13 protein-coding genes and 1 tRNA gene are annotated in these 13,201 nt (G+C 37.6%); 11 read left to right on the top strand and 3 right to left on the bottom strand.

Going from position 1 to position 13,201, the window contains the following annotated elements; translation table 11 throughout:
• The first annotated feature begins 480 nt into the window (after positions 1–480).
• From KHA97_RS10085 to KHA97_RS10055, 7 genes are all read left to right on the top strand, one after another.
• Positions 481–1,992 carry a tetratricopeptide repeat protein gene (locus tag KHA97_RS10085; RefSeq protein WP_213124623.1) on the top strand — a complete coding sequence of 504 codons (1,512 nt, stop codon included), beginning with the start codon at positions 481–483 and terminating at the stop codon, positions 1,990–1,992.
• A gap of 91 nt (positions 1,993–2,083) precedes the next feature.
• Positions 2,084–3,034, top strand: coding sequence for a thioredoxin-disulfide reductase (trxB, locus tag KHA97_RS10080; RefSeq protein ID WP_213124622.1), 951 nt, complete (start codon positions 2,084–2,086; stop codon positions 3,032–3,034).
• 535 nt (positions 3,035–3,569) lie between these two features.
• A complete protein-coding gene (rapZ, locus tag KHA97_RS10075; protein ID WP_213124621.1) occupies positions 3,570–4,466 on the top strand; it encodes an RNase adapter RapZ in 897 nt (298 codons plus the stop codon).
• On the top strand, positions 4,463–5,431 hold the full coding sequence (locus KHA97_RS10070; RefSeq protein WP_213124620.1) for a gluconeogenesis factor YvcK family protein: 969 nt from the start codon (positions 4,463–4,465) through the stop codon (positions 5,429–5,431). The genes rapZ and KHA97_RS10070 overlap by 4 nt, the downstream gene beginning before the upstream one ends.
• Before the next feature lie 35 nt (positions 5,432–5,466).
• Positions 5,467–6,402, top strand: coding sequence for a DNA-binding protein WhiA (gene whiA, locus KHA97_RS10065; RefSeq protein ID WP_213124619.1), 936 nt, complete (start codon positions 5,467–5,469; stop codon positions 6,400–6,402).
• Positions 6,403–6,425: 23 nt separating this feature from the next.
• Positions 6,426–6,683 (top strand): HPr family phosphocarrier protein, encoded by a 258-nt coding sequence (locus tag KHA97_RS10060; RefSeq protein WP_213124618.1) that lies wholly within the window; start codon positions 6,426–6,428, stop codon positions 6,681–6,683.
• 53 nt (positions 6,684–6,736) lie between these two features.
• Positions 6,737–8,455, top strand: a complete 1,719-nt coding sequence (locus KHA97_RS10055) for an ABC transporter ATP-binding protein (RefSeq protein ID WP_213124617.1) — start codon at positions 6,737–6,739, stop codon at positions 8,453–8,455.
• A 2-nt stretch (positions 8,456–8,457) separates the two neighbouring features.
• Here the strand turns inward: KHA97_RS10055 and KHA97_RS10050 are convergent, their stop codons facing one another.
• Positions 8,458–9,159, bottom strand: a complete 702-nt coding sequence (locus tag KHA97_RS10050; protein ID WP_213124616.1) for a hypothetical protein — start codon at positions 9,157–9,159, stop codon at positions 8,458–8,460.
• A 124-nt stretch (positions 9,160–9,283) separates the two neighbouring features.
• Here KHA97_RS10050 and KHA97_RS10045 point away from each other — a divergent pair, with 124 nt between their 5' ends.
• A complete protein-coding gene (locus KHA97_RS10045) occupies positions 9,284–9,472 on the top strand; it encodes a hypothetical protein (RefSeq protein ID WP_213124615.1) in 189 nt (62 codons plus the stop codon).
• Entirely contained in the window at positions 9,445–10,215 is a 771-nt protein-coding gene (locus KHA97_RS10040; protein ID WP_213124614.1) for a magnesium transporter CorA family protein, read from the top strand. Before KHA97_RS10045 ends, KHA97_RS10040 begins: the two co-directional genes overlap by 28 nt.
• A gap of 184 nt (positions 10,216–10,399) precedes the next feature.
• Here KHA97_RS10040 and clpP read toward each other — a convergent pair whose 3' ends face one another.
• A complete protein-coding gene (gene clpP / locus KHA97_RS10035; protein WP_325167467.1) occupies positions 10,400–11,002 on the bottom strand; it encodes an ATP-dependent Clp endopeptidase proteolytic subunit ClpP in 603 nt (200 codons plus the stop codon).
• A gap of 305 nt (positions 11,003–11,307) precedes the next feature.
• Here clpP and KHA97_RS10030 point away from each other — a divergent pair.
• Together KHA97_RS10030 and KHA97_RS10025 are read left to right on the top strand one after the other, a co-directional pair.
• Positions 11,308–11,379: transfer RNA gene (locus tag KHA97_RS10030), tRNA-Arg, on the top strand.
• 169 nt (positions 11,380–11,548) lie between these two features.
• Positions 11,549–12,520, top strand: a complete 972-nt coding sequence (locus KHA97_RS10025; protein WP_213124612.1) for a tyrosine-type recombinase/integrase — start codon at positions 11,549–11,551, stop codon at positions 12,518–12,520.
• A gap of 38 nt (positions 12,521–12,558) precedes the next feature.
• On the opposite strand, the gene KHA97_RS10020 is transcribed toward KHA97_RS10025, so the two are convergent.
• Complete coding sequence (locus tag KHA97_RS10020) at positions 12,559–13,125, bottom strand: hypothetical protein (RefSeq protein WP_213124611.1); 567 nt, start codon at positions 13,123–13,125, stop codon at positions 12,559–12,561.
• Between the last annotated feature and the right edge of the window lie 76 nt (positions 13,126–13,201).

Here is a 13,201-nt window from a genome sequence, read left to right as displayed (position 1 = left end):
GACAGAAAATGTATGACCCGGCTAGTTCAGTCCCGATTCCGGCTCAATTGAGACTGAATATGTGAAACCGGGCTAGTTCAGTCCCAATTCGAACTCAATTGAGACTGAAAATAGGCAATCGAGTTAGTTCAGTCCCAATTCCGGCTCAATCGAGACTGAAAATGTGTTTCCAGGCTAGTTCAGTCTCGATTCGGATTCATTCAGGAAAGAAATGGTTTTCATGGTATTTATGAGCTGTTTCCGTCGCACTTGTGACTCAAGCGAAACGGAAATTATGTATCCCCATATATAACGTTGTGATTCGAACTTAACCACAAGATGGAACTTGGTTATTTGTTCCACTAAATTTCGACGAATTTCAATGATTGCTATATTTTTTACATTTTTACGAATACTCCTGCTATGACGCTACTACAAACAATCTAGTCATTATGATATACTACAAAAAGCGACAAAGGAACTTAACAACGGAGGATTTAGATGAAAGACTCAAAGGCGCGATTTGAGAAAGCCAAAATATTCCCCTTCATCCCGACTGGTGAATATTATTATAATAAAGGTTTAAAGGCGTATGACCGTTTTGATATAAATAAAGCTAAGAAGTATTTAAAAAGAGCGTTGGAATTAGAACCGGGTGAAGCGATGATCGCTTGTCAACTTGCGATTGTGTATACAGATGCAGGAGAGTATTCCGAGTCTAATAAACTTTTATTTATGATACTAAATGAGTTAGATGAGGGCATGACAGAATGCCATTATTTTATCGCAAATAATTTTGCACACCTCGGTATGTTTACTGATGCTTTTAAGCATGCACAAATGTATCTTGAAGTAGACGAGATTGGCGAATTTTCTATTGAGGCGGAAGAATTAATGCATTTAATCGGCCTTGAAGATGATGATAATCTTGATAGTTTAGTAGAACAGGATGAAATGATTGATCAATTGGAAACCTCTAGATTATTACTGGAAAGAGGAGAATTTATTGAAGCTGTAAAAATGCTGGAAGACACAATCGAGGGTTATCCAGAATTTTGGCCTGCCTACAATAACTTAGCTCTAGCTTATTTTTATGAAGGTGATACAGGAAAAGCAGCAGGTATATTGGAAAAAGTATTGGAAAACAATCCAGGAAATTTACATGCCCTTTGTAATTTAGCTGTGTTTCTATATTACGAAAGAGAAACGGATCAATTAAACGAACTATTGACAGCATTAGATAAAGTACAGCCGATGTTATTTGAACATCGTTATAAGCTAGGTGCTACTTTTGCTTTAACAGGAAAAAATGAACAGGCGTATTTTTGGCTCCGCCAAATCCAAAAATATGGCTATGATGGAGATGAAGGATTCCATTATTGGTTAGCAAAAGCTGCTTATTTTACAGGGAATAATAAAGTGGCAAATCAAGCATGGGAAACACTGATTAAAATGAATCCAGAACAGGCCAAAATCGAGCCTTGGAATGTTAAGGACCATCCTGATCCAAGGAATTCAGAAGATGATGCAGCTGTCTTAAAAATGATTCGAAGCGAGAGGCTTGAGGAAAGACTTTATGGCATATTTCTAATGTCGTTGTCGACGCATATAAAGGAAATTCTCTCACATCCGGATTTTAAAAGATTAGAGGATTTTTCTTTTTCCGAAAAACTTTACCTCGCGCACATATTGAAGGATAGGTTAAAAGCTTCAATCCCTGAAGAGAAATTTATTGAAAAGTGTCATGAAGTGGCAATTATATTATACGAGAGATTTAAGGAAGCAGGACTCCATACACGTAATATACTATTGCAATGGTTTTCTTTTTATAAGCAAGGACTTGGAGAAAAAGTTCCTATGGAAAATGCAAATGCTCTTGCAGCTGCGACTGAGTATATTTGGCATAAACAGAGTCATAATAAAAAAACTCAAAAGATAATAGCCGAAGAATACGGAATATCACAGGCGACTTTGCGCAAATATATTAAGGTTGTTGAAGAGGTTTGGCAGTAAGCATATATTTGGACTTGACGATGATTGTTTTATACGATAGATGTAGGAAATTGAAGTAAAAATGTTTGGTTCACTGAAGGGGTGTACAACAATGTCAGAGGATAAAATATATGATGTTATTATAATTGGCGCGGGCCCAGCTGGAATGACAACAGCGGTCTATACATCTCGTGCTAATTTATCAACATTGATGATAGAACGTGGAGTTCCTGGAGGACAAATGGCAAACACGGAGGATGTGGAAAACTACCCTGGGTTTGACCATATACTCGGACCAGAGCTTTCTACAAAAATGTTTGATCATGCAAAAAAATTCGGTGCTGAATATGCTTATGGCGATATTAAAGAAGTCATCGATGGAAATCCATATAAAATTGTAAAAACAAGTTCGAAAGAATATAAAGCTCTCGCCGTTATTATCACAACAGGTGCAGAATACAGAAAAATGGGTGTTCCGGGTGAATCCGAATTAACTGGTCGCGGTGTTTCATATTGTGCAGTATGTGATGGGGCTTTCTTTAAGCAGAAAGATCTTGTTGTAGTTGGCGGCGGAGATTCTGCTGTTGAAGAAGGTGTTTATTTAACAAGATTTGCAAATAAAGTGACGATCGTTCATCGCCGTGATGAATTGCGTGCCCAAAAAATCTTGCAAGATCGCGCATTCGCCAACGAGAAAGTAGAATTTATTTGGAACCACACAGTCAAAGAAGTAAATGAAGAGAACGGAAAAGTCAGTTCAGTGAAGCTTGTTTCCACTAAAAATGGCGAAGAGCAGGATTTTAAAACAGACGGAGTATTTATCTATATTGGAATGGATCCTTTAACAGAGCCATTTGCAAAATTAGGTATTACAAACGCTGCTGGATATATTGATACAAATGAAAATATGGAAACAAAAATCCCAGGCATTTTTGCAGCTGGAGACGTCCGTGATAAATTATTGCGTCAAATTGTAACAGCTACTGGAGACGGAAGTATTGCGGCTCAAAGTGCACAAATTTATATTGAAAACGTAAAAGAACATTTAGCCGTTCAAAAATAATATCTATTGAAAAAATAGGGGGCAGAAATAAAAACAGCTCGTTGCTTGGAGAATTTCCTAAGTGTCACGCCAAACGCCAAGGAGTAGCGTATAGCCCGCGAAAAGCGAGCTATGACAGCGTAAAGCGACATATATGCCCAAAAACGTAATCACGACTTAATAAAACTGTAACAGTAGTGAAATGATTTTGAGGTAAAGTATAATCATGAGATATTGACCCCCTTTTTATACAATATCCCTTTCTTAGAGCATAGGCCTAGCCTGTGCTATTTTTTTTTGCTTAGAATGATGAATTTGAACTTAGCAACTTTCTAGTAAGCAAGTTTTTCGTTTAGGGCAGCCCCTATTTTTCTTTCGATTAGTTAAATGCGAAAATCGCTACATCATGTGGCCATGTACGTCGATAAACAAAAGCTTGCTCTTTATTTTTATTTGGAAATTTTACAATCACTATTATTTCGTAACTGTAAATAGTATAATAATATGAATGGAATCTACGAAAAAAACATTTGGTTCGAAACAGGAGTTGGGAAATATGAATCCAGCAAGTGCAACGGATGAAATACAGTTAGTCATAATTACAGGAATGTCTGGAGCGGGAAAAACTGTAGCAATTCACAGTTTTGAGGATCTAGGTTTCTTTTGTGTGGACAATTTGCCACCTGCGCTCATGCCAAAATTCCTAGAATTAATGAAGGAATCCGGAAATAAAATGAACAAAGTAGCCCTAGTGATGGATTTACGGGGCAGGGAGTTTTTTGACACATTGATTCGTGTATTGGATGAACTATCTGATTCCACTTGGGTTACGCCGCAAATTCTTTTTCTAGATGCGGATGATGCTGCATTAGTAAGGAGATATAAAGAAACTCGCAGATCCCATCCACTTGCTCCTTCAGGTTTACCATTAGAGGGCATCGAGCAGGAGCGAAATTTACTTGATGAGCTAAAAGGCCGAGCACAATTAATATATAATACTTCTACTATGAAACCGCTCGAGCTTCGGGAAAAAATTTCAGTTGAGTTTTCTGCAAATAAACAAACCATTTTTACAGTCAATGTCATGTCGTTCGGCTTTAAACATGGCATCCCAATAGATGCAGACCTTGTTTTTGATGTTCGCTTTTTGCCGAATCCCCATTATGTGGACCATATGAGGCCAAAAACGGGGCTTGAAGAAGAAGTATCAAGCTATGTATTAAAATGGAATGATACGCAAAAATTTCTTGCCAAAACAACAGATCTATTAACCTTTATGCTTCCACTATATAAACGTGAAGGAAAAAGCCAGCTTGTTATAGCTATAGGTTGTACAGGCGGGCAACACAGATCAGTGGCACTTGCCGAGTATATTGGAGCATATTATGAAAAGGATTATAAGGTCCAAGTGCTGCATCGAGATATACAAAAGAGAAAGGGAATAGCTAAATGAAGCAAAAATCAAAGCCCAAAGTTGTTGTAATAGGCGGCGGAACTGGGTTGTCTGTACTTTTACGCGGCCTGAAAAAAAGACCCGTCGATATTACAGCAATCGTTACAGTTGCCGATGATGGAGGAAGCTCGGGCAGAATTAGAAATGAGATGGATATTCCATCACCTGGCGATATAAGAAATGTGTTAGCTGCATTGTCAGATGTAGAACCACTTGTAGAGGAAATGTTTCAGCATCGGTTCAATACGACGAATGAGCTATCAGGACATTCTCTCGGCAATTTAATTCTCGCTGCTTTAACTTCCATTACAGGTGACTTTGTCCACGCGGTACAAGAAATAAGCCGGGTACTTAATGTTCATGGTAAAGTTTTGCCGGCCGCCAATCAAAGCGTTGTGCTGCATGCGGAAATGGAAGATGGTACGATTGTTAGTGGAGAATCTAAGATTCCATTTTCAGGTAAAAAAATTAACCGTGTTTTTCTAACACCGGAAGCTATCAAGCCTCTTCCAGAAACGATTAGATCCATTCGTGAAGCTGATTTGATTGTAATCGGACCTGGAAGTCTTTATACAAGTATTCTACCTAATTTACTCGTACCAGGCCTTGGTGAGGAAGTGTGCAACGCTAAAGCTAAAAAAGTATATATTTGCAACTTAATGACACAAGCGGGAGAAACTTTAGGATATACGGCCAGCGACCATGTCGAAGCTTTGTATAATCATATGAACTGTTCATTCATTGACCTTATGCTAGTAAATAATGAAGAAATTCCAGCTACTGTCCAAAACCGATACAAGGAAGAGTTAGCGCAACCTGTTCAATATGATGTAGATCGTCTAATTTCCCTGGGACTGGAAGTATTATTTGATGAATTTATCAGCTTTGAAAATGGATATATCCGACATAATACTGAAAAAGTGGCAAATATCATTTATTCGCTCTTAGACAAGAGCTCAGAATAATTGTTTTATAAAGTGTGGAAAAGGAGGTGGAAGGGGTGTCGTTTGCTTCTGAGACGAAGAAAGAATTAACGAATCTCGAAGTAAAGGATTGTTGTGCCAAAGCAGAGCTTTCAGCTCTCATTAAGATGAATGGTTCACTCTCCTTTTCTAACCGAATTTTGATTGTAAATGTTCAAACTGAAAATGCGGCAATAGCACGCCGAATTTATATGCTAGTAAAAAAGCTGTATGAAGCAGACGTCGAATTGCTTGTCAGGAAAAAAATGCGGTTGAAAAAAAATAATGTATATATTGTCCGCCTAAAAAATAAAGCAGAGTATATCCTTCGTAAATTGAAAATACTTGGGGACGGGCTCACTTTTATTCATGATATTGAGGAAGAGTTGGTTCGCAAAAAATGCTGTAAAAGATCGTATTTACGAGGTGCATTTCTTGCAGGGGGATCAGTCAATAACCCGGAAACGTCATCATATCACCTTGAAATCTTCTCGCTTTATAAGGAGCATAACGATTCTCTTTGTGAATTGATGAACGATTTTGGATTAAATAGTAAAACATTGGAAAGAAAGAATGGCTTTATTACGTATTTAAAAGAAGCTGAAAAAATTACGGAATTCCTTAATGTAATAGGTGCTCATAATGCGTTGCTTCGTTTTGAAGATGTTAGGATTGTGCGGGATATGCGTAATTCAGTTAATCGACTTGTAAACTGTGAGACTGCAAATTTGAATAAAACAATTGGTGCTGCCCTTAGGCAAGTTGAAAATATCCGTTATATTGAAGAAACAGTAGGATTGGATATTTTACCAGATAAGCTGAGGGAAATTGCAGTTCTTCGTGTTGAACATCAAGATGTTACGTTGAAGGAATTAGGAGAAATGGTTTCAAGTGGCACAATTAGTAAATCAGGTATTAATCATCGTTTGAGAAAAATTGATGCCATAGCGGAAAAACTTCGTAAAGGAGAATAAAATTTAATAAGGAGAGATGAATAATGGCTGTAAAAGAAGTGGAAGTAAAATTAAATACTGGGTTACAAGCACGTTCTGCCGCACAATTTGTACAAGAGGCTAGTCGGTTTTTATCAGATGTTTTTATTGAGAAAGATGGAAGAAAAGTAAATGCGAAAAGTATCATGGGTTTAATGAGCCTTGCCATTGGACCAGGTGCAACGATTAAGCTTCTTGCTGAAGGCAATGATGAAGAGGAAGCGTTAGATACATTATCAGCATTTGTACAAAGTGAGAGTTAAGTACATTTTTAGGCGGCTAATGCCGCCTATTGCTTTTAGAGGTGAGAATACTAATGTTAAAAAAGTTTTTTTCATATTATAAGCCACACAAGCGTTTGTTCATTATTGACTTTTCAAGCGCTGTTTTTGTAGCGATTCTTGAATTGGCTTTTCCGGTAGCGGTTCAATGGTTTATTGATAAACTTTTGCCTGGAGGAGATTGGAATAAGATTGTAACCGTTGGGTTTCTTCTATTGCTTGTCTATTTATTAAGTACCGTTTTGCAATATATCGTCAGTTATTTAGGTCATAAACTTGGGATCAATATCGAAACGGATATGAGGGAGCAATTGTTTACCCATGTCCAACGCCAATCTTTTCGCTTTTTTGATAATACGAAGACTGGGCATATTATGAGCCGAATTACAAATGATTTATTTGATATCGGTGAACTTGCGCATCACGGCCCAGAGGACTTTTTTATTGCGATAATGACGTTTGTCGGTGCATTTGTCATCATGTTTAATATAAATCCTGAACTGGCTGTTATCGCGATAATTATGATTCCTTTCCTTGTATGGCTTGTAACGTACTGCAACATAAAAATGAATAATGCATGGAAAAATATGTATAGCCGTATTGCCGATGTCAATGGAAGAGTAGAAGATAGTGTTTCAGGAGTACGTGTTGTCCAATCTTTTACGAATGAGGAATTTGAAATTAGCCGTTTCAAAAAAGATAATGGAAGTTTCCGTTTAGCTAAGTTGATCGCTTATAAAGTAATGGCTGTGACGCATTCTAGCATATTTATGATGACTCGTCTGGTTACACTGCTCGTTTTAGTAGTAGGCGCATGGTTTAGCTTCAACGGCAAACTAACCTACGGAGAACTTGTCAGCTTCGTATTGTACGTAAATGTTTTGATCAAACCAGTTGATAAAATCAGTGCATTACTTGAACTTTATCCTAAAGGTATGGCTGGATTTAAGAGATTCCTAGATTTAATTGAACAAGAACCAGAAATTAAGGATCGTCCGAACGCTGAAAATGTAAAGGGATTAATGGGAGATATTCAATTTAATGATGTTCATTTTCAGTATGACGATCATAAAGCTGTTCTAGAAGGCATTAATTTGAATATCCGCGCAGGAGAAACAATTGCTTTCGTGGGACCGTCTGGAGCGGGAAAAACAACGATCTGTTCCCTAATTCCTCGTTTTTATGATGTGAAATCGGGCTCCATCTCAATCGATGGGATTGATATTCGCGATATGACAAAGCATTCACTTCGTTCACAGATAGGAATCGTCCAGCAAGATGTCTTTTTATTTACGGGTACGATCCGTGAAAACATTGCCTACGGAAAAAGAAATGCGACTGAAGAGGAAATTCATGATGCAGCCCGTAAAGCCCATTTAGAAGATTTTATCGCTTCGCTTCCAGATGGATACGAAACGCAAATTGGGGAACGGGGATTGAAGCTTTCCGGAGGACAAAAACAACGTCTCGCCATCGCAAGAATGTTTTTGAAAAATCCACCAATCTTAATTTTGGACGAGGCCACTTCTGCACTCGATACAGAAACGGAAAAAATAATCCAACAAGCATTGAATGAACTAGCTGAAAATCGAACAACTTTAGTCATCGCCCACCGTCTAGCGACAATCCGTGATGCAAATAGGGTAGTCGTTGTGACGGAGGACGGCATAGCAGAAGATGGAACATATTCAGAATTAGTAAATCAAGGCGGAATATTCTCAAGGCTCCATAATATACAGTTTCAGGAAGTTTGATTTTAAGAAGAGATTTCGGTCTCTTCTTTTGATTTTTTCTCCTCCAACTCATTTTTGAATTTTTCATTAATAAGTTTTTTATTGCCATAAATATATAGCAAATCCCCTGATTTAATCTTTTCTTTTTCAATATGGTAACGAATATTATTCGTTCCTCTTTTTACAAATAGTATTCTAATATTTTCGTTATCTGATAGTAATGTAGAATAATTCTCATCTAAATAACTGGAAGCGGTATGAAAAGGGATATCAATTAATCCTTCGTCTTTATTTAAATATAACACTTCATTTAATGGAAGTTCGTCCAACTCATACGTATTTTCCAGTTCTTCATGAAGCCTTTTTTCTAGAAATGCCCTCACGAATTTTGTTTTTAGCAAGATGAAAAAAATAGCGGTAGAAACCATGACAATACTTATTTGTAATACATGTACATCATTGGCTAAGTAGGCACTAAGGATTGAAATAATGACAGCCAGTGAAAAGGCACCAAATAAAATTAAAAAGCTACTTAGTTTTCTTCTAATGGGATGATCAAGAATGAGTTTTGCTTCGTCTGTTGTAAAGCCGGTATTCGTTAGCATGGAAATAGCCTGATAACGTGCTATATGTTTGTCTAATCCAGTAAATACAAAAAAAGTTGCAGAAATTTCAACTACTAACCCAATAAAGACTAAATAAGCAAACATATATATAATTTCCATAACATCACCGCTTATTTTTTTTAAATCAATTCCACCAAAGCTAATTTATTAAACAGAATAGGAGTTTTTTTGAAATTAAAAGGGAATGTATACTTAATACCGAGAAAAATAGTGGAGTGGTGTTATGGAACAAAATGAAGATTTTTATACATTTTCCAATGGATGGACATGGGAGAAAATAACCTTAACTGATGACAATAAAATTAAAAAAATACTTGAAGATATACCCGCAGCTGATATATGGGTGAATAATCTAAAAATATCAAAACCAATTATTTACGCGTATTGCCTTCGAATAATGAATTTGTTTTAGTAGGTTCACTTAATTATTCAAGAGATCCAGAGAACCCGGAAAACTATAAACTAGTACATTATTATGTATCTGAAAGAATGTTACTAACGATTAATTTTGAAATAGAAGTGTTTTCCCGTATATCAAACGATGATATTATACGAAATTTAAATAGTTGTAAAAATGCGGTTGATGGATTTTTATTCATGCTTTCTGAACTCCTAAATACGTTTTTAGATGGAATCGATGATTTTGAAGAAAAATTAATTAAACTTGAAAAGAAAATTAGGTTTAATAATCAAATGAATTCATTGGAAGATATTTTTAAAAGTAGGTCTGAAATGCTTTTTTTCACACACTTAGTGCTTCCGATTGAAGAAATAATCATTGCGCTTCAAGAAGCTTATTTGGATTCTATTATAAAAGTTGATAACTATAATCGAACTCGATTTCGTCTTGAGCGAACAATGAAGTTACTTAATCATTTTGAACATCAAATCGAATCATTATTAAATCTTAATATGAATTTATATACTGTTCGAGGAAATGAAGTTATTAAAGCATTGACAGTATTTACGGTATTGGTCACGCCAATAACTGTTTTGGGAGCATTATGGGGAATGAATTTTAAATATATGCCTGAATTTGATTGGAAGTGGGGTTACATATTTGCATGGTTTGTAATTCTTCTAACGACAGGATTAATCTATGCGTGGCTTCATAAAAAAGGATGGACGGGAGATATTTTAAAAAGGAATAAATGAGATAAAGAATGAAAAGGCAGTTGCCCATATTCATTTTTCTAATGAATCAAACCGTTCAGGTATTAAGGTCTTAAAACTAAAAGCGCCGAGATTGTGGTCTTGAGTAACATTTGTGGTAATTGAAAATAAAAACAGGTGAAAAACAATTATGTTTTTCACCTGCTTAACGGATAAATCATATCATTTACTTTTTAGACAAATCAGCGTTGTGCTGAATAATTTGGTCAATTAAACCATATTCTTTTGCTCTTTCAGCTGTCATAAAATTATCACGATCAGTGTCGCGTTCGATCACTTCAATTGGTTGACCTGTACGCTCTGCAAGAATTTTATTTAATTTCTCGCGCATGTGAAGAATTCGTTTTGCGGCAATCTCAATTTCAGTTGCTTGACCTTGCGCTCCACCTAACGGCTGGTGAATCATTACTTCACTATTTGGAAGGGCAAAGCGTTTGCCTTTTGCTCCCGCTGCAAGTAAAAATGCACCCATTGATGCTGCCATACCAATACAGATGGTATGTACATTCGCTTTAATATATTGCATTGTGTCATAAATAGCCATACCAGCAGTAATACTTCCGCCTGGGCTATTAATGTAGAGATAAATATCTTTTTCAGGATTTTCCGCGTCCAAGAATAATAACTGAGCAACGATTGAGTTTGCTACATTATCATCAATAGCACTGCCGAGCATGATAATACGGTCTTTCAACAATCTGGAATAAATATCGTATGCACGTTCTCCGCGGTTTGTCTGTTCAATAACAGTTGGTATCAAATTCAATATGTTCTCCTCCTTTGATCGCCTATTGGCAATATTACATTATGTATTTCCATCATACATTGATGGTCAATAAAGGTCAAATAATATACCTTCATTAATATCTAGGCAAGCGCATATCGAATAGCAAACTTCTTGTCCTTTTTTATTGCATAAGTCAAAGGAACTGAAGATAGTATGTTCGATAAGCAAGGCGCTTACGCTTTTCTTTATATCATAATATATTGACCACTTCCAATAATAATAAACGTAAACTGCTTGCATTGGTTAGCATTTTATCATATAATTTTTTATCGTACGGTTAAAAATATGCCCTCGTGGTGTAACGGATAACACGCAAGATTCCGGTTCTTGTACTGGGGGTTCGATTCCCTCCGAGGGCGCTACGAAAACAGCGTTATATCAACGTTTATAGACGTTTTCACTACGCAGCTTATACGGTCACCTACGTGTTATTATTTGCCGAAAAATAACACGAAAGAATAACACGCAGGTCATATTTCGACACTTCCTCCGATTGATTTACGAAAAAATTATCGGAGGTTTTTTATTTTGGCGAGGAAAACGGTAAAGGCGGAATGGCTGTCGCAGATAAATAAGGCGGCGGGCCGTTCGATTTCGGAAAAAATAATTTCGTTTGACGGGGCGGTCGCGGACTATCTCGAACATGGCGAAATAAAAGGACTATCGGAATTTACGGTAAAGTCGTATCAAAAAGAACTGAAGGAACTCCGGCGAGTGTTCGTAAATAATAACGTAGACCTTTCGGATATTCGCGCGTTAAGTGAGCGTGACTTTGCCGCGTTTGTTAAATCGCAACTGGACGCGGGCTTTGCGCGAACTACGATTAACGTACGTTTAAGGACGGCTAAACTTTTCGGAAACTTCTGCGTCCGTAAGAAGTACACAGACGAGAATTTCGCGAGTAATGTATCGACGTTAAAAGTCCGGCATGAAATCGGCGCGACCTTTACGCGTGCGCAATTGAAACGGCTGCTCGATACTCCGGACATTACTACGTTCGAAGGCGTGCGCGATTTAACGATTATGCGGATGTTTGCGGACACAGGAATGCGATTGAGCGAACTTACTTCGATAAACTTACAGGACGTATCGATGGCGGATCGTTCGATTAACCTACAACGCACCAAAAACCGATATGCGCGTCGAATACCTCTTACCAAGCGTTTGTATTCCCTTCTATCGATATACCTTCGTATAAGGGGCGTAAACGGCTCTACGGACTCGTTATTTATTACGGCGGGCGATGAACCGATAAATAACCGAACAGTCCAGTATCAGATACGCGAACATGGCCGGCGGTCGGGCGTATTATCGGAAGTGCAATGCAGTCCGCATGTATTCCGGCGTACTTTCGCTAAGTTTAAAATACAGGCAGGCGTCGATATATTTACGTTGCAGGCGTTGATGGGACATAGTGACATCGGAGAGCTTCGTAATTATGTCGCGATATATTCGACCGACTTGGACGATGCTATCGAAAAAGGTGCGGAATATTCATAACGAAAAAGACCTCGCAAATGAGCGGGGTCCTTTTTTCGTTATTTAAGCGCGTTATGTTCCCAGTAATCCTCCGCAATGTCCGGCGCTTTATTATAGTCGACATTATCGAAATTAATTTCGGAGAATATCTCGCGTGGGAAATCGAGCGACATTACCTTGCCGTTTTCGGAATTGCCGAGCTTATCCGTTAGTGGAAGCATCCAAACGAACTGGTATCGGTTGACTTCGTCTAATTTCGCCAGTTCTTCGAGTGTCTTAAAAGTATCGCGCCACATACCTTTCTTCGTCATATTTGCGGAAAGGTTCTCGTCGGCGTTCATCCAAACGTTTACCACGTCCGTATACACTTCGATTTTATCGATACGCTTTTCCTTCGTATTCGTTTTCGCGCCGAGTGTATCATCTACGGCGGATTCAATCTTTTCCTCTAACGTTAGTTCCTTCGGCTTATCCGCCTTCGTCTCTTTCGATTTTGTCTCCGAGGTTGATGGCTTTTCTTCGGCTTCACTTGGGTCAACGATGTTTCCGATAACGCCAATCGCTAAAAATACGACGATTACTACGAACCACCATCGCTTATAGAACGGCTTGTTTTTCGTTTCCATTTCGTTCCTCCATTTCCTGTTTTCGTCTATTATAACAAATATTAAAATTTTTTGTGGTTTATGTCCTAAAAATTAT

The sequence above is a fragment of the Lederbergia citri genome (assembly GCF_018343625.1).
Classification (GTDB): domain Bacteria; phylum Bacillota; class Bacilli; order Bacillales; family Bacillaceae_C; genus Lederbergia; species Lederbergia citri.
The sequence above is the reverse complement of the archived record's forward strand: the minus strand, read 5'-3'. Positions and strand labels throughout refer to the sequence as shown.